The following is a 21,226-nucleotide window of genomic DNA, read 5'->3' on the forward strand; positions in this document are numbered from 1 at the left end:
CGTGGCGAAAATCCTCACGATCACCAACCAGAAAGGCGGTGTCGGCAAGACGACGACGGCGGTTAACCTGGCCGCGTCACTGGCAGCCACCCGCAAGCGCGTGCTGATGATCGATCTCGATCCCCAGGGCAATGCCACCATGGGAAGCGGGGCCGACAAGCATGAGTTGGAAACCTCCGTTTACGAGCTGCTGACCGATCAGGCCAGTGCTGAAGAGGCGATCCTCAGCGACCTGCCGGTGAAATATGACGTCATCGGTTCCAACGGGGATCTGACCGCCGCCGAGGTGGAACTACTGCAGCTGCCGCGCCGCGAATTTCGCCTGAAAATGGCGCTGCTGCCGGTGATGGATCGTTACGATTTCATCCTGATCGATAACCCGCCGTCGCTGAATCTGCTGACGGTGAACGCCCTGTCCGCCTCCCATGGCGTGATCATCCCGATGCAGTGCGAGTATTACGCGCTGGAGGGGATCAGCGCCCTGGTCGGTACCATCGACAAGATCAATCAGCGTCTCAATCCCAAGCTGAAGATCGAGGGTATACTGCGCACCATGTTCGACCCCCGCATGAGCCTCACCAAGGATGTTTCCGATCATCTGGTCGAGTACTTTGGCGAGAAGGTCTACCGTACCGTGATTCCCCGTAATGTGCGTCTGGCGGAAGCCCCCAGCCACGGTATGCCGGCGTTGCAGTACGACAAAAATTCACGCGGAGCCCTGGCTTATCTGGCACTGGCCGGTGAGCTGATCCGCCGTACCGAGCAGGAGCTGGCCAGCGAAGATCTGGCCACTGAACAGGAAGACTGAACATGGCTGTCAAAAAGCGTGGACTGGGACGTGGTCTGGATGCCCTGCTATCGAGCGTAAGCCCGGAAGCGGAAGAGGTTTCCATTGAGGCGGTGGCCGACACTGGAACCAACGCCGAATTAGAAACTGACTCTCATAAACCGGTCGATGGCGAGCTGATGATGATGTCGGTGCAGCGCATTCAGCGTGGCCGCTATCAGCCGCGCCGCGACCTGGAACCCCAGGCGCTGGAAGACCTGGCCGCCTCGATCAAGCTACAGGGCGTCATGCAGCCCATCGTTATCCGCCCCGTGGATGACGAGATGTATGAGATTATCGCCGGTGAACGTCGCTGGCGCGCCGCGCAGATGGCGGGCCTTGATGCGCTGCCGGTGATTATTCGCGATGTGCCCGATGAAGCCGCCATTGCCATGGCGCTGATCGAGAACATCCAGCGTGAAAACCTGAATCCGATGGAAGAGGCGATCGCCCTGCATCGGCTGCAGACCGAGTTTGAACTGACGCAGCAGCAGGTCGCCGATGCGGTGGGCAAATCCCGCTCCACCATTACCAACCTGCTGCGTCTGATGAACCTGACCGATGAGGTCAAAACCCTGCTTGAGCATGGCGACCTGGAGATGGGCCACGCCCGTGCGCTGCTACCGCTGAATGAAGAGCAGCAGATCGAAGCCGGTAAAGAGGTCGTAGGCAAGGGCCTCTCGGTGCGCCAGACCGAAGCGCTGGTGCGCAAAATCGCCGAGGGTCGTAATCTGCCCAAGCCAAAACCTGAGCCCAGTGAGCGTTGCAAGTCCCTCTCCAGCGAGCTTTCGCGCCGTTTCTCCGTGCCGGTACAGGTTAAGGCCAACGATAAGGGCAAAGGCAGCATCAGCCTGAACTTCAAGACCGAAGAGGAGCTCGAAGCGATCCTGGATCTGCTTCGCTAGCTCAAGACACTTAAATGGTGTTGGTTACATAGAAAAGGAGCCTGGATCGGCTCCTTTTTTACGGTTTTTTGCAAATCGTGGGTAATAGTTAGCTACTAAAAATCCAGAAGGCAGGTAAATTTTTTCCAGATAGAGAACTCGGGTTGAATGCTGCGATAACGGCCTCAGCAGGCGAATGACGCCCTGCTTTAGTGCCCTGTGGTAAGACCTTAGTGCAAAAACTACAACCTTTTATTGAGTGCAGTCCCCTTAGACCCTATAATCTTGCCGCTATTTGAAGGGGACTTTGCGTCCGAAATAGGGTGGCTTTTGCAAAGATCAGAGCCGAGCGAGCAGCCGGAGATTCAACCCGCGATACGCAGCGGGCGGTTGCAAAAACGCAGCAGGCAGGCGTTTCTCAAGGTTTATCTGATCCAGACTGGCGTTTTGGCCGTTGTGGCGGCAGCCTGTCTTGTCAAAGGCCCGGTTGAGGCATATTCAGCATTGCTTGGCGGTATGCTGTATTTGTTGCCCAACCTCTATTTCACCTGGCGCGTACTCTTCAGCAAGCGACCGGCCGAGACAGCTCAGCAGGTCGTGATCAGTCTCTATTCCAGTGAAATAGGGAAAATGGTTTTGGCAGCAGGCCTGTTCAGCGCGACTTTTGTGCTGGTGAAGCCGCTGAGCCCATTTCCCCTATTTCTCACCTTCATACTGCTGCAACTATCGGGGTGGATGCTGCAGTGGAGGCTGAATAACCGTTTCCTGAAACTTTGACTATGAGAGACTGAGAATGGCGAGTGGAACAGTTACATCCTCAGAATATATATCGCACCACTTAACCAACCTGACCTTCGGTAACCACCCGGAGCACGGCTGGGGATTCGCACACAGTGCCGCTGAAGCTGCAGAAATGGGCTTCTGGGCGATCAACGTGGACACCATGTTCTGGTCCGTGGCTCTGGGTGTGCTTTTCGTATGGTTCTTCAACAAGGTCGCCAAGAAAGTGACCTCTGACGTGCCGGGCGGCGCGCAGAACTTCGTCGAATCGATCATCGAATTCGTCGACGACAACGTGAAGAGCATCTTCTCCCATAAAAATGCCGTGATCGCTCCGCTGGCGCTGACCATCTTCGTCTGGGTTTTCCTGATGAACCTGATGGACCTGGTGCCGGTCGACTGGATTCCGTTCGTGGCCGGTGAAATGGGCATCCACTTCATGAAAGTGGTTCCGACCACCGACGTAAACGCCACCGGCGGCATGGCTATCAGCGTGCTGTTCCTGATCGTTTACTACAGCATCAAAATGAAGGGCATTGGCGGCTTCATCGGTGAGCTGGCGTTCCAGCCGCTGCCGAAGATCTTCGCGCCTTTCAACCTGTTCCTCGAGCTGGTAGGCCTGCTGGCCAAGCCGGTCTCTCTTGCCCTGCGACTGTTCGGTAACATGTACGCTGGCGAGATGATTTTCATCCTGATCGCTCTGCTGCCTTTCTGGGCGCAGTGGATCCTGTCCGTTCCCTGGGCGATCTTCCACATCCTGGTTATTACGCTGCAGGCGTTCATCTTCATGGTGTTGACGATCGTGTACCTGGCGATGGCTCACGATCATCACTAAGCGTAGTGACGGATAGATAAAAACCGAGTTCGATTTAAAACTTTAACTTCAACTTAAACCTTGAAATTGCTGGAGAAAAAAAATGGCTGAACTGCTGTATATCGCTGCTGCTCTGATGATGGGTCTGGCTGCAATCGGTGCCGCTATTGGTATCGGTATCCTCGGTGGTAAGTTCCTGGAAGGCGCTGCGCGTCAGCCGGAACTGGTACCGCTGCTGCGCACCCAGTTCTTCATCGTAATGGGCCTGGTCGACGCGATCCCGATGATCGGTGTTGGTCTGGGTCTGTACGTCCTGTTCGCTGTTGCTTAATAAGTAGAAATGGCGTTTTACCCAATGTCGGGTACCAACTACTTAATCAACAACCGCGAGAGGTAATGGCGTGAATATCAATCTCACCATCATTGGTCAGGCCATTGCATTCTTCCTCTTCGTCGTATTTTGCATGAAATACGTCTGGCCGCCGATCACCGGCGCGCTGGCTGAGCGTAAGAAGAAGATTGCCGAAGGTCTTGATGCGGCCGACCGTGCAGAGCGCGACCTGCGACTGGCTCAAGAAAAAGCCGCCGCAGACATGCGTAAAAGCAAGGAAGAGGCAGCCGCCATCATTGAACAGGCCAACAAGCGGGCTAACCAGATCGTCGATGAAGCCAAGGACAAAGCGCGCGAAGAAGCTGATCGCGTAAAAGCTTCTGCCCAGGCTGAAATCGAGCAGGAAGTTAACCGGGCGAAGGAAGTACTCCGCGCTCAGGTGGCTACGCTGGCAATTGCCGGTGCTGAAAAGATCCTGGAAGCCTCTGTTGACGAGAAAGCGCACGCACAGCTGGTTGAGAAACTGGCCGCGGAGCTTTAAGCGAGGTTAACGATGGCTGAACTCAATACAGTCGCTCGGCCCTACACCAAAGCCGCGTTCGAGTACGCGCGCGAGAAGGGTAGCCTCGATCAGTGGTCTACGATGCTGTCCACCGCCGCACTGGTGGTTAAGGACAGCGCAATGGCCCAGGTGCTGAACAATCCGGCCCTGACATCCGGTCAGAAAGCCGAGGTGCTGATTTCTGTCTGCGAATCGCAGATGGATGACGCCGGCAAGAACTTCGTGTTCCTGCTGGCGGAAAAACAGCGTCTCGCGCTGCTTCCGGAGATTTCTCTGCAGTTCGAACAGCTCAAGGCAGCACAGGAAAAGTCGGTCGACATCGACTTGACCACCGCCTTCGAACTGGACGATGCCCAGCAGCAGAAACTGGCTCAGGCGCTCAGCACCAAGTTGGGTCGCGAAGTGAAGATCTCCTCCCAGGTGGACAAGTCCATCCTTGGCGGTGTTGTCATTCGCTCTGATGACCTTGTGATCGACGGTTCCGTTCGTGCACGACTGGCGAAACTGGCCGAAGCGATGAATTCCTGAGTGTGAGGAATAACAATGCAGCAACTGAATCCATCTGAGATCAGCGAGATTCTCAAGAAGCGTATCGAAAGCCTCGATGTGACTTCTGAAGCCCGTAACGAGGGCACGATCGTCAGCGTTTCCGACGGTATCATCCTGATCCACGGTCTCGCCGACGTTATGTACGGTGAAATGATCGAATTCCCGGGCGGTGTCTACGGTATGGCACTGAACCTGGAGCGTGACTCTGTTGGCGCCGTAGTACTGGGCGACTACCAGACTCTGGTCGAGGGCATGACTGCCCGTTGTACCGGTCGTATCCTTGAAGTACCGGTTGGTCCGGAGCTGCTCGGTCGCGTTGTAGACGCGCTGGGTAACCCGATCGACGGCAAGGGTCCGGTCGAAGCAAAACTGACCGACGCTGTCGAAAAAGTAGCACCGGGCGTTATCGCCCGTCAGTCGGTTGATCAGCCGGTTCAGATCGGTCTGAAAGCGATCGACGCCATGGTCCCGGTTGGCCGCGGTCAGCGTGAGCTGATCATCGGTGACCGTCAGATCGGTAAGACCGCTATCGCGATCGACGCGATCATCAACCAGAAAGACACTGGCATCAAATGTATCTACGTTGCCATCGGTCAGAAGCAGTCCACTATCGCCAACGTCGTGCGTAAGCTCGAAGAACATGGCGCTATGGACCACACCATCGTGATCGCGGCTGGCGCGGCTGATCCTGCAGCGATGCAGTATCTGGCTCCGTACGCGGGTGCGACCATGGGTGAATACTTCCGTGACCGCGGTGAAGATGCTCTGATCATCTATGATGACCTGACCAAGCAGGCGTGGGCGTATCGTCAGATCTCCCTGCTGCTGCGTCGTCCGCCGGGCCGTGAAGCCTACCCGGGTGACGTCTTCTACTTGCACTCCCGTCTGCTCGAGCGTGCTGCGCGCGTTAACGCCGACTACGTAGAAGAGTTCACCAAGGGTGAAGTGAAAGGCAAAACCGGTTCTCTGACCGCTCTGCCGATCATCGAAACCCAGGGTGGCGACGTTTCCGCATTCGTTCCGACCAACGTAATCTCCATTACCGACGGTCAGATCTTCCTGGAAACCAGCCTGTTCAACTCCGGTGTACGTCCGGCGATCAACGCGGGCCTTTCCGTATCCCGAGTTGGTGGTTCCGCCCAGACCAAGATCATCAAGAAGCTTGGTGGTGGTGTACGTCTGGCACTGGCACAGTACCGTGAGCTGGCGGCATTCGCTCAGTTCGCTTCTGACCTCGATGAAGCTACCCGCGCTCAGCTCGAGCACGGTCAGTCTGTTACCGAGCTGATGAAGCAGAAGCAGTACTCGCCGATGTCCGTCGCTGAGATGGGCCTGAGCCTGTACGCGGCGAACGAAGGTTTCCTGAAAGGCGTGGAACTGGACAAAATCGGTGCTTTCGAAGCGGCTCTGATCTCCTACTTCAACAGCGAACACGCTGATCTGATGGCGAAGGTCAACGAGAAGGGCGATTACAACGACGAAATCGCTGCGTCCTTCAAAGCCGGCATCGAGAAGTTCAAGTCTACCCAAACTTGGTAAGTGCTCTGACAGAACCTTATGTCAGAGTCGGGGGCCGGTCACTGACCGGCCTGTACTGAGACAAGTTTAATAGGCGGAACTATGGCAGTCGGAAAAGAGATTAAGACGCAAATCGCGAGCATCGGCAGCACGCGCAAGATCACCAGCGCCATGGAAATGGTTGCTGCGTCGAAAATGCGCAAGGCCCAGGATCGCATGCAGTCTTCACGTCCGTACGCCCAAAGCATCCGTGGTGTGGTTCAGCATCTGGCCAAAGCCAATCCTGAATACCGTCACCTCTACATGCAGGAGCGTGAGGTCAAGCGCGTCGGTTTCATTATCGTCGCTTCTGACCGCGGCCTCTGTGGCGGCCTGAACGTAAACATGTTCAAGGCAGCCATTGCCAAGATGAAGGAGTTCAAAGAGCAGAACGTCGAGATCGACATCTGTGCACTGGGCTCCAAGGCGATCAGCTTCTTCCGGAACTACGGCGGCAACGTCGTGGCAGCGAAAGGCGGCCTGGGTGATGCACCCGAGCTAGGCCAGCTGCTGGGCTCCGTGAAGGTGATGCTGGACAGCTTTGACGAAGGCAAACTGGATAAGTTGTACGTCGTGTCCAACGATTTTGTGAACACGATGACCCAGAAGCCCGCTGTCGAGCAGCTGTTGCCGCTTCAGGCAGGTGAAGACGAAGAGAAGCTCAGCCACCACTGGGACTATCTGTATGAACCGGACGCGAAAGAGCTGCTGAATGGCCTGCTCAAACGTTATATCGAGTCTCTGGTTTACCAGGCAGTGGTTGAGAATAACGCCTGTGAACAGGCAGCACGTATGCTGGCGATGAAGAACGCAACAGACAACGCCGGCAACCTGATCGATGAGCTGCAATTGGTATACAACAAAGCCCGTCAGGCGGCGATCACTCAGGAAATCTCCGAGATCGTCGGTGGTGCTGCTGCTGTTTGATGCAGTGAACAGGTTTAAATGTTAAGAGGATCCGAACATGAGTAGCGGACGTATTGTTCAGATTATCGGTGCGGTAGTCGACGTGGAATTCCCGCGTGACAGCGTACCGAAGGTTTACGACGCACTGGTCGTCGGTAAAACCGGCCTGACACTGGAAGTTCAGCAGCAGCTGGGCGACGGTGTCGTACGAGGCATTGCAATGGGTCAGACCGAAGGCGTAGCCCGTGGTCTGGAAGTGTCCAATACTGGCGCACCGGTTTCCGTACCTGTAGGTACTGAAACTCTGGGCCGTATCATGGACGTACTGGGTAACCCGATCGACGAGTGTGGCCCGATCGGTGAACAGGAGCGTTATCCTATTCACCGTAAAGCGCCGTCTTACGCTGATCAGTCATCCTCCAACGAACTGCTGGAAACCGGCATCAAGGTTATCGACCTGGTTTGCCCGTTCGCCAAGGGTGGTAAGGTTGGTCTGTTCGGTGGTGCCGGTGTAGGTAAGACCGTAAACATGATGGAGCTGATCAACAACATCGCTCGTCAGCACTCCGGTCTGTCTGTATTCGCAGGTGTAGGTGAGCGTACTCGTGAGGGTAACGACTTCTACCACGAGATGCAGGAAGCTGGCGTTGTTAACGTCGAGCAGTTCGATCAGTCCAAGGTAGCGATGGTCTACGGTCAGATGAACGAGCCGCCTGGCAACCGTCTGCGTGTAGCCCTGACCGGCCTGACCATGGCTGAGAAGTTCCGTGACGAAGGTCGTGACGTACTGTTGTTCGTCGACAACATCTACCGTTACACCCTGGCGGGTACCGAGGTATCTGCACTGCTGGGTCGTATGCCTTCTGCGGTAGGTTACCAGCCGACTCTGGCGGAAGAGATGGGCGTTCTGCAGGAACGTATCACCTCCACCAAGACCGGTTCTATCACTTCTATCCAGGCGGTATACGTACCGGCGGATGACTTGACTGACCCGTCTCCGGCGACCACCTTCTCCCACCTTGACGCGACCGTCGTACTGTCCCGTCAGATCGCGGAGCTGGGTATCTACCCGGCGATCGACCCGCTGGATTCCACCTCTCGTCAGCTGGATCCGCTGGTTATCGGTCAGGAACACTATGAGATCGCTCGTGGCGTGCAGTCTACTCTGCAGCGTTACAAGGAGCTGAAGGACATCATCGCGATCCTGGGTATGGACGAGCTGTCTGAAGAAGACAAGCAGATCGTATCCCGTGCGCGTAAGATCCAGCGCTTCCTGTCTCAGCCGTTCTTTGTAGCGGAAGTCTTCACCGGTTCTCCGGGTAAGTACGTATCGCTGAAAGACACCATTAGCGGCTTCAAAGGCATCCTCGAAGGTCAGTACGACGAGCTGCCGGAGCAGGCGTTCTACATGGTCGGTACTATCGACGAAGCTGTAGAGAAAGCTAAGAGCCTGTAAGCGGTTCCGTAGAAACCTTTAAGAGGTAACCAAGATGGCTATGACTGTTCATTGCGATATCGTGAGTGCCGAAGAAGAGATCTTCTCAGGCCTGATCGAATTCGTCTCCGCAACAGGTAGCCTGGGTGACCTGGGTATTTTCCCGGGTCACGCTCCGCTTCTGACGGAACTGAAACCAGGCCCTGTCGAGCTGCGCAAGCAGGGCGGTGAGGAAGACGTGTTCTACGTGTCCGGTGGTTTCCTTGAAGTGCAGCCGCACAAGATTACGGTACTGGCAGATACTGCTGCCCACGCCGCTGATCTGAGTGAGGCCGCTGCTATCGAGGCCAAGAAACACGCAGAGCATGCAATGGCTGACAAGTCTGGCGAGTTTGAATACTCCCGGGCCGCCGCTCAGCTGGCGGAAGCTGCCGCGCAGCTCCGCACACTGCAGCAGATTCGTCGCAAATCGGGCAAATAAGCCCTTGCAGCGATCAGGAAAGGCAGCTTCGGCTGCCTTTTTTATTTTTCCCTTCCGTTAAAGTTTCCCCAGCACATGAAAGGGATTACCCAGTTGAGGTAATCTGCACCTGAGGCTCCTCCGTTCGTTACCGGGTCAGGGAATTGTCGCCGTGCCAGCAAAAGGGAAACTGCTCAAATTACTCACCTATGCCGTTATCGCCATCGTTGCGCTGGTGTGGGTGCTTCGCTTCGATATCAAAGCCGCGCGGGACGATGCCCCGCCTCAGGCCGAGACTGAAGCCGCCAGTCTGATCTCCGTGCAGTTCAGCGAAAGTCGCGCGCTCCCCTACACCAAAACCCTGGAGATACAGGGCCAAGTTGAACCGAACTACGCCGTTGATCTGCGTGCCGAAGTGGCCGCGCGCGTGCTGTCGCTGCCGGTAAGCAAGGGGGACCGCGTTGCCGAGGGTGATCTGCTGCTGGAGTTGGATCAGGACGCACGCAAGGCCCAGTTGGCTCAGGCCGAAGCGGACCTGCACTACAAACAGCAGGACCTGAGCGCCAATCAGCGTCTGGTGGATGCCGGTGGCAGTACGCGCAGTGATGTGCTGCGCCTGGCCAGCGAAGTAGCCGATGCAAAGCTGGTGCTGGAGGAGGCTCGTCTGGGCCTCTCCCGGACCCGTCCCGTAGCGCCGTTCGACGGTGTTGTCGACCGTCTCGATGTGGATCCCGGCGATTACCTGAGTATCGGTGATAGCTGGGGACGCTTGGTGGACATCAGCACTCTGAAGGTTCGCGCCTGGGTCGCGCAGCAGGATGTGGCCGAGCTGGCGCTGGGTCAGAAGGTCAGGGTGCGTCTGCTCGATGGCAGCCTTCTTGAGGGCGAGCTGAACTTTATCGCCTTCAGCGCCGACGAGGAGACCCGCAGCTACCAGATCGAAGCAATCGTGCAGAACCCGGATGCCCGCCGTATCGCCGGTGCCAGTGCCTCGATGACCATCGATACCGGTGAGGTTCAGGCGCACCGGCTATCGGCGGCACTGCTGACGCTGGATGATCATAACCAGGTCGGTGTACGTGTACTGGATGCCGATAACCGTGTTCATTTCCGCCCCGTGAAACTGCTCAGTGGCGAGATGACTCAGGCCTGGGTGTCCGGGCTTGAGGAAGAGGAACGCCTGATTACCCTGGGCGCCGGTTTTGCCGAAGAGGGCCAGCAGGTGCATCCGGTCCCGCTTGAAGAGAGAGTGGAGCAGGGAAGCCGCTGATGAAAGCCCTGATAGAAGCCGCAATCGCCCGGGCCCGGGCGTCGGTACTGCTGCTGGTACTGATTATCGCCGGCGGTCTGGTTGCCTTTCAGACCCTGCCGCGTGAGGCCAACCCCGATGTCACCATCCCCTATATCTATGTTTCGGTAACCCTGGACGGCGTCAGTCCCGAGGACGCGGAGCGTCTGCTGGTGCGGCCGCTGGAGCAGGAGCTGCGTTCGCTGGAGGGGATCAAGGAGATGACCTCCTTTGCCGCCGAGGGCCACGCCTCGGTGCTGCTGGAGTTCGATGCAGGTTTTGATCCGGACCTGGCGCTGCAGGATGTGCGCGACAAGGTCGACACGGTGAAAAGTGATCTGCCCTCGGAAGCGGACGAACCCAGTGTCGATGAGATCAATATTTCCGAATTTCCGGTACTGACCCTGGGGCTGTCGGGGCCGATCGCGCCGGAGCAGATGGTCTACATCGCCCGGCAGCTGCGCGACCATATCGAGGCGATTCCTGAGGTGCTCGAGGTCGATATCGGCGGTGACCGCGAGGATCTTCTGGAGATCACTGTGGATCCGCAGGTGCTGGCCGGGTACGGCGTGGATTACTCGAGCCTCTATTCGCTGGTGAGCAACAACAACCGCCTGGTGGCGGCCGGCAGCATCGACACCGGCTCGGGGCGGCTGACGCTGAAGGTACCCGGCGTGATCAGCGATCTTGATGACCTGATGAGCATGCCGGTGAAGGTGGATGGCGATTCGGTGGTGACCTTTAGTGAGGTGGCCAGCGTGCGCCGTACCTTCAAGGATCCCACCGGTTTCGCCCGCCTCAACGGCGATCCGGCGCTGGTACTGGAGGTATCAAAACGTGCCGGCGCCAATATTGTCGAGACCATCGACCAGGTCAAAGCCTTGCTTGCGGAGGCCGAACCGTCGCTGCCGCAGGCGCTGAAGATCACCACGATCACCGATCAGTCCACCGAGGTGCAGGATCTGCTCACCGACCTGCTCAACAACGTGCTGACGGCGGTGATTCTGGTGCTGCTGGTGATGCTGATCGCGATGGGGCCAAGGCCTGCGCTGCTGGTGGGGCTGACGATCCCTGGAGCCTTCCTGGCGGGGCTGCTGATGATCCAGCTGCTCGGTTTCACGCTGAACATTATCGTGCTGTTCTCGCTGATTCTCGTGGCGGGGATGCTGGTGGATGGCGCCATCGTCGTCTCCGAACTGGCGGACAGGAACCGGGAGCAGGGGCTTAACCCCAGCGCTGCCTGGAGCCAGGCCGCGATCCGCATGTCCTGGCCGGTGATCGCCTCCACTGCCACCACGCTGATGGTGTTCCTGCCGCTGCTGTTCTGGCCGGGTATCGTCGGTGAGTTTATGAAATACCTGCCGGCCACTGTGATCGTCTGCCTGCTGGCCTCGCTGGCGATGGCGCTGGTGTTTCTGCCGGTGCTGGGCAGTCTCGCCGGCGGCAAGGGCGCGTCGAAGCCACCGCAGCAGAACAGCCTGTCGCGTCGCTACCGCGCCTTTCTCGCCGCTCTGCTAAAGCGTCCCGCGCTGGCACTGGCGGCCAGCCTGGTTGTGATGTTGCTGGTGTACCTCACCTATGCCCGTTTCAATCACGGCGTGGAGTTCTTCCCGGAAACCGAGCCGGAATCCGCCCAAGTGCTGGTGCATGCCCGTGGGGATCTGTCGGTTTATGAGCGTGATGAACTGGTGCAACGCGTGGAGCAGCGACTGATGGGGATGCCGGAGATCGAGGCGCTTTACGCCCGCTCTCAGGTCAGCGCCGACAGCCAGCAGCAGGAGGATGTGATCGGTGTGCTGCAGTTCCAGTTTATCGACTGGGAGCAGCGCCGCCCGGCCACCCTGATTCTGCAGGATATGCAGCAGAGAACCGCGGATATGGCCGGTCTCAGTCTGGAATTTCGCAAGCAGGAGGATGGCCCCACCGAGGGCAAGCCGGTGCAGCTGCATTTTGTCTCCAACGACAGCGAAGCCAGCTCCCGAGCCGTGGACCAGGTGCGCTCGCAGATGCAGCAGCTGGGTGGCTTTATCGATATTGAGGATGACCGCACCCTGCCGGGCATCGAGTGGCGCCTGAACGTGGACCGCGAGGCGGCGGCGCGTTTCGGTGCCGATGTGGCCAGTATCGGTAACGCTATCCAGTTGGTAACCCAGGGACTGTTGCTGACCACCTACCGCCCGGCGGACGCCGATGATGAGGTGGATATCCGCGTGCGCCTGCCGCGAGATAAACGCACCCTGGATCAACTGCGGCAGCTGACGCTGAACACCAGCCGAGGCCAGGTGCCCCTGTCGCTGTTTGTCACCCTGGAAACGGCGCAGAAAACCGGTGTCATCAATCACCGCGACGGCTCCCGTACACTGACCCTGGAAGCCGATCTGGCCGAGGGCTACCGCCTGGATGAACGCCTGGCGGCGCTGTCAGCGGCGGTGGATGATCTGCCGGAAGGTGTTGAGCTGGAGGTAGCTGGTGAGCAGGAGGATCAGCAGGAGGCGGCCACTTTCCTTGTTGGCGCTTTCCTGGTGGCGCTGCTGCTGATGACGCTGATCCTGGTGGTGCAGTTCAACAGCTTTTACCAGACGCTGCTGGTGCTCTCGGCGATCCTGTTCTCTACCGCCGGCGTGCTGATCGGGCTGCTGGTGAACCAGCAGTCCTTCGGCATCGTCATGGTGGGGATGGGCGTCATCGCCCTGGCGGGGATCGTGGTGAACAACAATATCGTCCTGATCGATACCTACAACCAGCATATCAACGACGGTTATTCACCCTTTGATGCGGCGCTGGAGACCGGCTGCCTGCGTCTGAGGCCTGTGCTGCTGACTGCACTGACCACGGTGCTCGGTTTGATGCCGATGGTGCTGGGCATCAACGTGAACCTGCTGGAGCCCAGCCTGGGGCTGGGCGCTCCCTCAACCCAGTGGTGGACCCAGCTTTCCAGCGCTATCGCCGGTGGTCTCGCCTTTGCGACCTTCCTGACGCTGCTGCTGACTCCCTGCATGCTGGTGTTGGAGTCCAACCTGCGCCAGTGGCTGCGCCGTCGTCTGGCGGGTTAGTAAAACCTGCGATCAGTAGCCAACGGTAAAGCGAGACTTCAGGTGAGCCGGTTTTTCCAGCTCATCCACCAGAGCGATGGCGAAGTCCTCGAAGGAGATGCTGGAGCCGTTCTCGTTGACCAGCAACTCGTCTTTACCGAGGCGGAAGCTGCCGGTGCGTTCACCGGGCACGAACATCGCTGACGGCGACAGGAAGGTCCACTCCAGATCGTCCACCTGCTTCAGCTGATCGAAGAAGACGGCGCCGGCGCTGGCTTCGGGTTTGTATTCTTCCGGGAAATCCGGCTGATCGATAACGCGTTCACCGTTGGGTACCAGCAGGGAACCTGCACCGCCGACCACCAGGTAACGCTTTACGCCGGATCCGCGCACCGCTGCAAACAGGGTGTCAAAGTCGGCATCGAGAAAACGTACGGCGCTGATCACCGCATCCTGGCCGCGCAGAATCTCTGCCAGGGCGGCGCTGTCATTGAGGTCAGCGGCCACGCTGCTGACGCCTGCAAGCGCCGGGATTTTGTCGATATGGCGGGCAATGGCAGTGACCTTATGGTGACGGTCGCTGAGTTCTTTGAGCAGGCGGCTGCCGACATTGCCGGAGGCGCCGATAAGAGCAACATTAGACATGGTATTTCTCCACAAAGGGCTAGGTTTTTTGATAGTCTATTTTGTAGACCTATGGCTAACCTTAGGCCTGTAGAGATCAGCAAACAAGAAGTCACCCGAGCCTGACCAGGTCACTGCGCGCTGACCTGCTGTGTCGCTGGGATAAACCGCAATCGCGCGCAGGCCAGAGTAAGCCGTCAATAAACCTTTCTGAGGAGGTAGACGCATGCCCCTTTCCAAAAGTCTGAACTTTGAGCAGCCCTGCCCGATACGCGATGTACTCGACCGTATCGGCGATCAATGGAGCCTGCTGGTGCTGCACTCGCTGCAGGGAGAGCCGCGCCGCTTTAACGAGTTGCTGCGCGAGATCGGCGATATCTCCAAGCAGATGCTGTCGAAAACGCTGAAACGGCTGGAGCAGGATGGTTTTGTCACCCGCACACTCTATGCCGAGGTGCCGCCCAGGGTGGAATACGCACTGACCGAGCTGGGCAGTTCTTTTCTGGTGCCTATGCAGCAGTTGGTGGACTGGGCGAAAGCGAACCACGGCGGCATCGTCGAGGCGCGCCAGACCTACACGCCCGCCGACAACAGCTGGCAGCAGCCGCGCTGAGACAGTCGCTGCGAAGTGCTAGAGCAGGCGCCAGAGGGTATCGAAGACGATCTGCTGGGCCGCGGCCACCTCCCGTGAGTCGATCACCACGGCGGTGGGGTAGTTGTCCGAGGCCAGCGAGATGATTGCGCAGCGGGGCGGGTAGATAGCGATATAGGCGGCATCCACCGGCCCCTCGGTGCGGATCCATTTACGCTCCGACAGTTCGGCACTTTCACCGCCATCGCCGATGGCGATAACGCGCACCCGGATATTGCGGGCGATCCGCTGGGCGGTAAAGGTGGGAAAGGGGCGGTAGAGGTGCGGCCGGATCGGCTTTGATGAGAAGACCGAGTAGACCGGATTCTCTTGTGCGCTGACACGATTGAGGATATCGCGCAGCACCTGCTCGATACCGGCGTCGCCCTCGAAAAACTGTACGTTGGCGGCGCTGAAGTCGGGTTTGAGGTGATGCAGATCGGGAATGATCCGGCTTTTCAGCTGTCCCATCGCCAGCTCGAGCCGCTTCTGTTTCTCTTCGGCCAGCTGCAGCAGCACCTCCGGTTCGCGGGCGCTGAAGTAACGTCGCCGTCCTTTCGGTAGATAAGTGACAACACCCTGCTGCTGCATCGCTTTCAGGCACTCGTAAGTGGTGCCGCGATTGACGCCAGCGCGTTCGGCTATAGTACGTATGGCGCTTGGCCCGAGGGCCAGCAGTGCACGGTAGATGGCGACGGAGCGCGCGTCGAGGCCGAGCTGGGCGAAGATCTCCTGATCCATTTTGTCAATTTTCCTATGACAAAAGCTATTGGAACGATTCTGCGCATTCTGTAAATTGCGGTCAAACTGAGAATACTGGGTCGAAGCTTGGATTTTTGAGTGAATGTGGAGATCGACCCACGAAAAGGAAAACCGATGAAAATTGATGTTGTGATTCTGGCGGCGGGCCAGGGCAGTCGAATGAAATCCTCCCTGCCGAAGGTGATGCACCCGGTCGGCGGTAAGCCGATGGTGCAGCACGTGATCGATGCCGCCCGCGCTCTGGAAGGCGATGTACACCATCATGTGGTCGTCGGTCATGGCGCCGACCGGGTGCGTGAAGCCCTGGCGGGCCAGCCACTTCACTTTGCCCTGCAGGCCGAGCAGCTCGGTACCGGCCATGCGGTGGCCCAGGCGATGCCTGAGATCGATGAAGAGAGCCAGGTATTGGTGCTGTACGGCGATGTGCCGCTGATCGCCGCCGAAACCCTGGATGCGCTGGCGCACATCTCCGCCCGTGGGCATCTCGGGCTGCTCACCGTCACCCTGGGCGATCCCACCGGCTACGGCCGTATCCTGCGTAATGATGTGGGTGAGGTCACCTCCATTGTCGAGCACAAGGACGCCAGCGAAGCACAGCGCGCGGTGCGCGAGGTGAACACCGGTATCCTGTCGCTGCCAGCGCGTTACCTGCACGAATGGCTGCCGCTGCTCTCCTCCGATAACGCCCAGGGCGAGTACTACCTCACCGACGTGATCGCCATGGCGGCGGAAAGCGGCGTGCGCATCGAGGCGATCCAGCCGCAGCATGAGCAGGAGGTGCAGGGCGTCAACAACCGCTCCCAGCTGGCTGCTCTGGAGCGCTGGTACCAGCGCAACCAGGCTGAAAACCTGATGGCTGACGGCGCGACCCTGGCCGATCCCGCCCGTGTCGATATCCGCGGCTCAGTGACAGTGGGGCCGGACTGCTTTATCGATATTAATACCCTGTTCCAGGGCAAGGTCGAGCTGGCCGAGAACGTTCATATCGGCCCCAACTGCGTGATCATCGACAGCCGTATCGGCCCGGGCACCCGGATCGAGGCGAACTCCATTGTCGAGGGCGCCATTGTCAGTGCCGAGGCGAGCGTAGGGCCCTTTGCCCGTCTGCGTCCCGGCACAGAGCTGGCCGAGCGTACCAAGGTCGGCAACTTCGTCGAAACCAAGAAAGCGGTGATCGGCGAGGGCAGCAAGATCAACCACCTCAGCTATGTCGGCGATGCCAGGGTCGGCAGGGACGTGAATGTGGGTGCGGGCACCATTACCTGCAACTACGATGGCGTCAATAAATCCCTGACAGAGATCGGCGATGGGGCCTTTATCGGCTCCAACACCGCGCTGGTGGCGCCGGTCAGCGTCGGCAAAGGCGCCACCGTGGGCGCTGGTTCAACGGTCACCCGGCCGGTGGATGACGAGGAGCTGGCCGTGGCCCGTGGCAAACAGAAGAATATTCAGGGCTGGAAACGGCCGCAGAAGCGCAGCTAAGGAGCAGATCAGATGTGTGGAATCGTAGGCGCCGTTGCTGCGCGCCAGGTATCGGGAATCCTGCTGGAAGGACTGCGCCGCCTTGAGTATCGCGGTTATGACTCCGCCGGTATGGCGCTCTGGGATCAGGGCCATATCGAGCGGGTACGCCGTATCGGCAAGGTACAGGCGCTGGCCGAGGGGCTGGAACAGCATCCGCTCAAAGGCACCCTGGGCATCGCCCACACCCGCTGGGCCACCCACGGTGCCCCCGCTGAGCGTAACGCCCATCCGCATATGTCCGGCGAGCGTCTGGCGGTGGTGCATAACGGCATTATCGAGAACTTCGAGCTCCTCAAGGAGGAGCTGATCGACTCGGGTTACCAGTTCAGCTCCGAAACCGATACCGAAGTCGTTGCGCACCTGATCGACCGCGAGGTGCGCTCCGGCGAGACGCTGCTGGATGCCATGCGCAACGCCATGGCGCGGCTTGAGGGTGCCTTCGCCCTGGGCGTTATCCATATGGATTATCCGGATCAGCTGCTCACCGCCCGCAAGGGCAGCCCGTTGGTGATCGGCGTGGGTATCGGCGAGAACTTTATTGCCTCGGATCAGCTGGCGCTGCTGCCGGTGACCGACCGTTTCATGTTCCTGGAAGATGGCGATATCGCCTGCCTGACACCGGAAAAGATCAGCGTCTGGGATAGCGCCAACCATCCGGTGGAGCGCCCCGTCAGCCGTTTCGAGCACGGTGCCGGCAGCGCCGAGAAGGGCGAGTTCAAGCACTTCATGCTCAAGGAAATCTACGAGCAGCCCGCCGTGATGAAGGCGGTGCTCGAAGGCCGTATCAACAAGGGACACCTGCTGGAGCAGGCGTTCGGCAGCGAGGCCGGCGCGCTGTTTGACCAGGTGAAACAGGTGCAGATCATCGCCTGCGGCACCAGTTACCACGCCGGTATGATCGCCAGCTACTGGATCGAGCAGCTGGTGGGCATTCCCTGTCGCGTCGAGGTGGCCAGCGAATTCCGCTACCGCCCGGTGGTGATGCCTCAGGGGACGCTGCTGCTGACCCTGTCCCAGTCCGGCGAAACCGCCGATACCCTGGCGGCCCTGCGTGAAGTGAAGGACCGGGTGATCGGCACCCTGGCGATCTGCAACGTGCCGGGCAGCTCCCTGGTGCGCGAGTCCGACCTGTCGCTGATGACCAATGCAGGCCCCGAGATCGGCGTGGCGTCCACCAAGGCGTTTACTTCCCAGTTGGTGGCGCTGATGCTGACCACCCTGGCGCTGGGGCGTCGTAACGGCCTCAGCGCCGAGCGTGAGCAGCAGATCCTGGTCGAGCTGCAGCAGCTGCCCGAGCTGCTGGAAAAGCTGCTGGCGCTGGACTCTGAGATCGAAGCGATGTCTGCGGCCTTTGCCGAGAAACACAACGCCCTGTTCCTGGGCCGTGGCACCCTATATCCGGTAGCGATGGAGGGCGCGCTGAAGCTCAAGGAGATCTCCTACATCCACGCCGAGGCCTACCCGGCCGGCGAGCTCAAGCATGGGCCGCTGGCGCTGGTGGACAAGGATATGCCGGTGGTCACCGTGGCGCCGAACAACGCCATGCTGGACAAGCTCAAGGCGAACCTGCAGGAGGTGCGCGCCCGCGGTGGCGAGCTGTTCGTCTTTGCCGGACAGGATCAGAGCCTCAAGCAGCAGGATGGCATCTCGGTGATCCGCCTGCCGGCAATCCCGACGCTGCTGGAGCCGATCGCCTATACGCTGCCGCTGCAGTTGCTCTCCTACCACGTGGCGGTGCTCAAGGGCACCGATGTGGATCAGCCGCGTAACCTGGCCAAGTCCGTTACCGTGGAGTGATCCAGCGCGCAGCTCTCCTGGACAGCACTGCCTTGAAATGCAGGTTGTTCAGGAGGGCTGTGTGGCTTCCTGTGTAGTTTCCTGTGTAGCTTCCTGTGTAGTTTCTGGCCGGATTCTCAGGCTGGCCTCCAGGTGAGTAATTAACGCCTGCACTTTCACCGAATGTTCTCGGTTTTTCTGCCAGACGATATGCAGCGGCAATCCCTCGATGGCCAGCTGCGGCATAATCGGTACCAGGCTGCCGCTGCTGATCTGCGGCTCCACCAGCCAGGTGGCCAGTTGCGCAACTCCCATACCCGCCTCGACGGCCGCCACCTGCGCCTCGGCCTCGCCGACGATTAAACGCCCTTCCACCTGTTGCCGCGATACCCGCGAATGCTCACCCCTGATCCGCCAGGGACCGACGCTGCCATCGCCCCGGGCGTAAAGCACGGCATCGAGCTCAAGCAGCTGCTCGAGAGTCTCGGGCGTGCCATTGCGCGCAAGAAAGCCGGGCGATGCGCAGAAGATCAGCTCCTCATGGCCGAGATAGCTGTGTCCGACGGAGCTGGGCCAGGAATCGCTGCCGCCGATTCTTACCGCCAGGTCCAGACCATCCTCGGCCAGATCGACAAAGCGATCGGTAAAGGAGATCTGCGGCCTGACCTGGGGGAGCTGTTCGGCGAACTCCAGCAGTGCCGGCAGTGCCTGCAGCCGTCCGAAGGTGGAGGGGAGGCCGATGCTGAGGCGTCCCGAGGGGATCGGCTCTGCGGCTGCCAGACGGTGCTCTATCTCTTCGACCTCATCCAGCACTCGCCGGCAGACCTGGTAAAAGGCATGGCCGGCATCGGTCAGCTCCAGGCGACGTGTGGTTCTGTCGAACAGCTGCTTTTGCAGCCGCTCCTCGAGTCTTGCCACCGCTTTGCCCACCGCGGAGTTGGTTAGGCTCAGCCTTTCAGCCGCAGCGGTGAAGCTGCCGGCATCCGCCACGGTGACAAAGGTATCCAGGCCTTTCAGGCGTTCAGAAGATCTCATGATCGGTATGGGTGGAATTAAATTCCAGAATAGTCAGGAAATAACATCGAAGAGTAGACGGTATATCCAATATAGAATAGGCGCAAATTTTTTAGTCATCACGCAGCTAAGCCTTCAAAACACTCAGCTTTAAATCATTCAGCCCGCAAATCAGCTAGCTATGTCGTTTCAGACGCCAGGCATTAAGCGTCTCGTTTAAGACCTCTCGTGTAAGGCCGCTCAATTAAGGAGTTTCGTACCATGTCTACAAGTCGTGCGCTGGAGGGCGAAGTCCCGGCGCAGGGTGATGCGTCCCACGGCAATGCGTTATCTATCGTTATTCTTGCGGTGGCGGCGTTCGTTATTGTCACCACGGAGTTTTTGATTGTCGGTCTGCTGCCGGCGCTGTCCCGGGATCTGGGTATCTCCGTGGCCACTGCCGGGCAGCTGGTGACGCTGTTTGCCGTTGTGGTGATGCTCTGCGGCCCCTTTTTGACCGCCGCTCTGGCGCACGTGAACCGCAAGAAGCTGTTTATCGCCATCCTGTTGCTGTTTACCGGCGCCAATGCGCTGGCGGCAGTCGCGCCCAATATCTGGGTGCTCTCTCTGGCGCGTCTGATCCCGGCGATGGCACTGCCGCTGTTCTGGGGGACGGCCAGCGAGACTGCGGCGCAGATCGCCGGCCCCGAGCGGGCGGGCAGGGCGGTATCCCAGGTGTATCTCGGTATCTCCGCGGCCATGCTGCTGGGTATTCCTCTGGGCACCCTGGCCGCCGATGCCATCGGTTGGCGCGGTGCCTTTGCACTGCTTGCGGTGCTGTCGCTGCTGATTGCGCTGCTGATCTACCTGAGCATGCCGGCGGTGAAGGCCAACGAGCGCGTGGCGGCCTCGCATCAGGCGCGTATTCTTAAAGATCCCTATTTCCTCGGTAACGTGGCGCTGTCGGTGCTGGTGTTTACCGCGATGTTTGCCGGTTACACCTATCTGGCCGAGGTGCTCGAATCCTCCGCCGGCATCGCTTCTGGCCAGGTGGGCTGGTGGCTGATGGGGTTTGGCGCTGTGGGTCTGTTTGGTAACTGGCTGGGTGGTCTCTGGGTGGACCAGAAGCCACTGCTGAGTACCGCGCTATTCTGCCTGCTGCTGGCGCTGGGAATGGCCGGGAGCATGGCGCTGGTGGAAGCTCCCTTGTGGTTCGCCCTGGCGCTGGGTGTCTGGGGGATCGCCAACACGGCGCTTTATCCGCTCTGTCAGGTTCGGGTGATGAAAGCGGCTTCGGGGGCCCAGGCCCTGGCGGGCACTATCAATGTTTCCGCGGCGAATGCCGGGATAGCGCTCGGCGCGATGATCGGTGGCGTCGCCATCTCTGTCTGGGGTGTGGCCAATATCGGTTACCTGTCCGCAGCGCTTGCTCTCGCCAGTGCCGTCGTCGCTCTGCTGGTATCCCGGCTTAAGCCGGTCTGATCTTGATGCC

General features: G+C 59.2%; 20 protein-coding genes. 17 read left to right on the top strand and 3 right to left on the bottom strand.

Going from position 1 to position 21,226, the window contains the following annotated elements; translation table 11 throughout:
• The first annotated feature begins 1 nt into the window (after window position 1).
• The 13 genes from CLV83_RS19345 (at window position 2) to CLV83_RS19405 (ending at window position 13,445) form a co-directional block, all read left to right on the top strand.
• Window positions 2–808, top strand: coding sequence for a ParA family protein (locus CLV83_RS19345; protein WP_132296518.1), 807 nt, complete (start codon window positions 2–4; stop codon window positions 806–808).
• Window positions 809–810: 2 nt separating this feature from the next.
• Window positions 811–1,731 (top strand): ParB/RepB/Spo0J family partition protein, encoded by a 921-nt coding sequence (locus CLV83_RS19350; protein ID WP_132296521.1) that lies wholly within the window; start codon window positions 811–813, stop codon window positions 1,729–1,731.
• A 309-nt stretch (window positions 1,732–2,040) separates the two neighbouring features.
• Window positions 2,041–2,487 (top strand): ATP synthase subunit I, encoded by a 447-nt coding sequence (locus tag CLV83_RS19355; protein ID WP_165900361.1) that lies wholly within the window; start codon window positions 2,041–2,043, stop codon window positions 2,485–2,487.
• A 16-nt stretch (window positions 2,488–2,503) separates the two neighbouring features.
• Entirely contained in the window at window positions 2,504–3,325 is an 822-nt protein-coding gene (atpB, locus tag CLV83_RS19360; protein WP_132296527.1) for a F0F1 ATP synthase subunit A, read from the top strand.
• An 82-nt stretch (window positions 3,326–3,407) separates the two neighbouring features.
• Window positions 3,408–3,635 (top strand): F0F1 ATP synthase subunit C, encoded by a 228-nt coding sequence (gene atpE / locus CLV83_RS19365; protein ID WP_027853452.1) that lies wholly within the window; start codon window positions 3,408–3,410, stop codon window positions 3,633–3,635.
• A 70-nt stretch (window positions 3,636–3,705) separates the two neighbouring features.
• A complete protein-coding gene (locus tag CLV83_RS19370) occupies window positions 3,706–4,176 on the top strand; it encodes a F0F1 ATP synthase subunit B (protein ID WP_132296530.1) in 471 nt (156 codons plus the stop codon).
• Window positions 4,177–4,188: 12 nt separating this feature from the next.
• Entirely contained in the window at window positions 4,189–4,725 is a 537-nt protein-coding gene (locus CLV83_RS19375; protein WP_132296533.1) for a F0F1 ATP synthase subunit delta, read from the top strand.
• Between the two features lie 15 nt (window positions 4,726–4,740).
• The gene (gene atpA / locus CLV83_RS19380) at window positions 4,741–6,285 is read left to right on the top strand and encodes a F0F1 ATP synthase subunit alpha (RefSeq protein ID WP_132296536.1); all 1,545 of its coding nucleotides are present in this window, start codon (window positions 4,741–4,743) and stop codon (window positions 6,283–6,285) included.
• Between the two features lie 81 nt (window positions 6,286–6,366).
• The gene (gene atpG / locus CLV83_RS19385; RefSeq protein ID WP_132296539.1) at window positions 6,367–7,230 is read left to right on the top strand and encodes a F0F1 ATP synthase subunit gamma; all 864 of its coding nucleotides are present in this window, start codon (window positions 6,367–6,369) and stop codon (window positions 7,228–7,230) included.
• Between the two features lie 37 nt (window positions 7,231–7,267).
• A complete protein-coding gene (gene atpD / locus CLV83_RS19390; RefSeq protein ID WP_132296542.1) occupies window positions 7,268–8,665 on the top strand; it encodes a F0F1 ATP synthase subunit beta in 1,398 nt (465 codons plus the stop codon).
• Between the two features lie 34 nt (window positions 8,666–8,699).
• Entirely contained in the window at window positions 8,700–9,125 is a 426-nt protein-coding gene (locus tag CLV83_RS19395) for a F0F1 ATP synthase subunit epsilon (RefSeq protein WP_104005404.1), read from the top strand.
• A gap of 151 nt (window positions 9,126–9,276) precedes the next feature.
• Window positions 9,277–10,374 carry an efflux RND transporter periplasmic adaptor subunit gene (locus tag CLV83_RS19400; protein ID WP_165900362.1) on the top strand — a complete coding sequence of 366 codons (1,098 nt, stop codon included), beginning with the start codon at window positions 9,277–9,279 and terminating at the stop codon, window positions 10,372–10,374.
• Window positions 10,374–13,445, top strand: coding sequence for an efflux RND transporter permease subunit (locus CLV83_RS19405; protein WP_132296548.1), 3,072 nt, complete (start codon window positions 10,374–10,376; stop codon window positions 13,443–13,445). Before CLV83_RS19400 ends, CLV83_RS19405 begins: the two co-directional genes overlap by 1 nt.
• Before the next feature lie 12 nt (window positions 13,446–13,457).
• On the opposite strand, the gene CLV83_RS19410 is transcribed toward CLV83_RS19405, so the two are convergent.
• On the bottom strand, window positions 13,458–14,069 hold the full coding sequence (locus tag CLV83_RS19410; RefSeq protein ID WP_132296551.1) for an NAD(P)-dependent oxidoreductase: 612 nt from the start codon (window positions 14,067–14,069) through the stop codon (window positions 13,458–13,460).
• A 205-nt stretch (window positions 14,070–14,274) separates the two neighbouring features.
• On the opposite strand from CLV83_RS19410, the gene CLV83_RS19415 reads away from it, so the two are divergent.
• Window positions 14,275–14,661 carry a winged helix-turn-helix transcriptional regulator gene (locus CLV83_RS19415; RefSeq protein ID WP_104005408.1) on the top strand — a complete coding sequence of 129 codons (387 nt, stop codon included), beginning with the start codon at window positions 14,275–14,277 and terminating at the stop codon, window positions 14,659–14,661.
• An 18-nt stretch (window positions 14,662–14,679) separates the two neighbouring features.
• Here the strand turns inward: CLV83_RS19415 and CLV83_RS19420 are convergent, their stop codons facing one another.
• Complete coding sequence (locus CLV83_RS19420; protein ID WP_132296554.1) at window positions 14,680–15,420, bottom strand: TrmB family transcriptional regulator; 741 nt, start codon at window positions 15,418–15,420, stop codon at window positions 14,680–14,682.
• Between the two features lie 135 nt (window positions 15,421–15,555).
• Between CLV83_RS19420 and glmU the strand changes: the two genes are divergently transcribed.
• Both glmU and glmS read left to right on the top strand, forming a co-directional pair.
• A complete protein-coding gene (glmU, locus tag CLV83_RS19425; RefSeq protein WP_132296557.1) occupies window positions 15,556–16,923 on the top strand; it encodes a bifunctional UDP-N-acetylglucosamine diphosphorylase/glucosamine-1-phosphate N-acetyltransferase GlmU in 1,368 nt (455 codons plus the stop codon).
• Window positions 16,924–16,935: 12 nt separating this feature from the next.
• Entirely contained in the window at window positions 16,936–18,762 is a 1,827-nt protein-coding gene (gene glmS / locus CLV83_RS19430; protein ID WP_132296560.1) for a glutamine--fructose-6-phosphate transaminase (isomerizing), read from the top strand.
• A gap of 48 nt (window positions 18,763–18,810) precedes the next feature.
• On the opposite strand, the gene CLV83_RS19435 is transcribed toward glmS, so the two are convergent.
• Window positions 18,811–19,776, bottom strand: coding sequence for a LysR family transcriptional regulator (locus tag CLV83_RS19435; protein ID WP_132296563.1), 966 nt, complete (start codon window positions 19,774–19,776; stop codon window positions 18,811–18,813).
• A 240-nt stretch (window positions 19,777–20,016) separates the two neighbouring features.
• On the opposite strand from CLV83_RS19435, the gene CLV83_RS19440 reads away from it, so the two are divergent.
• Window positions 20,017–21,216: an MFS transporter gene (locus CLV83_RS19440; RefSeq protein ID WP_132296566.1), complete on the top strand. Its 1,200-nt coding sequence runs from the start codon at window positions 20,017–20,019 to the stop codon at window positions 21,214–21,216.
• Window positions 21,217–21,226: the final 10 nt, after the last annotated feature.

It is taken from the genome of Marinobacterium mangrovicola, assembly GCF_004339595.1.
GTDB classification, from domain to species: domain Bacteria; phylum Pseudomonadota; class Gammaproteobacteria; order Pseudomonadales; family Balneatricaceae; genus Marinobacterium_D; species Marinobacterium_D mangrovicola.

Coding starts and splice junctions, on each gene's coding strand:
- CLV83_RS19415 (WP_104005408.1), top strand. CDS start 14,275: ATGCCCCTTTCCAAAAGTCTGAACTTTGAGCAGCCCTGCCCGATACGC.
- CLV83_RS19375 (WP_132296533.1), top strand. CDS start 4,189: ATGGCTGAACTCAATACAGTCGCTCGGCCCTACACCAAAGCCGCGTTC.
- atpD (WP_132296542.1), top strand. CDS start 7,268: ATGAGTAGCGGACGTATTGTTCAGATTATCGGTGCGGTAGTCGACGTG.
- CLV83_RS19440 (WP_132296566.1), top strand. CDS start 20,017: ATGTCTACAAGTCGTGCGCTGGAGGGCGAAGTCCCGGCGCAGGGTGAT.
- glmS (WP_132296560.1), top strand. CDS start 16,936: ATGTGTGGAATCGTAGGCGCCGTTGCTGCGCGCCAGGTATCGGGAATC.
- atpB (WP_132296527.1), top strand. CDS start 2,504: ATGGCGAGTGGAACAGTTACATCCTCAGAATATATATCGCACCACTTA.
- CLV83_RS19410 (WP_132296551.1), bottom strand. CDS start 14,069: ATGTCTAATGTTGCTCTTATCGGCGCCTCCGGCAATGTCGGCAGCCGC.
- atpA (WP_132296536.1), top strand. CDS start 4,741: ATGCAGCAACTGAATCCATCTGAGATCAGCGAGATTCTCAAGAAGCGT.
- glmU (WP_132296557.1), top strand. CDS start 15,556: ATGAAAATTGATGTTGTGATTCTGGCGGCGGGCCAGGGCAGTCGAATG.
- CLV83_RS19395 (WP_104005404.1), top strand. CDS start 8,700: ATGGCTATGACTGTTCATTGCGATATCGTGAGTGCCGAAGAAGAGATC.
- atpE (WP_027853452.1), top strand. CDS start 3,408: ATGGCTGAACTGCTGTATATCGCTGCTGCTCTGATGATGGGTCTGGCT.
- CLV83_RS19435 (WP_132296563.1), bottom strand. CDS start 19,776: ATGAGATCTTCTGAACGCCTGAAAGGCCTGGATACCTTTGTCACCGTG.
- CLV83_RS19420 (WP_132296554.1), bottom strand. CDS start 15,420: ATGGATCAGGAGATCTTCGCCCAGCTCGGCCTCGACGCGCGCTCCGTC.
- CLV83_RS19405 (WP_132296548.1), top strand. CDS start 10,374: ATGAAAGCCCTGATAGAAGCCGCAATCGCCCGGGCCCGGGCGTCGGTA.
- atpG (WP_132296539.1), top strand. CDS start 6,367: ATGGCAGTCGGAAAAGAGATTAAGACGCAAATCGCGAGCATCGGCAGC.
- CLV83_RS19350 (WP_132296521.1), top strand. CDS start 811: ATGGCTGTCAAAAAGCGTGGACTGGGACGTGGTCTGGATGCCCTGCTA.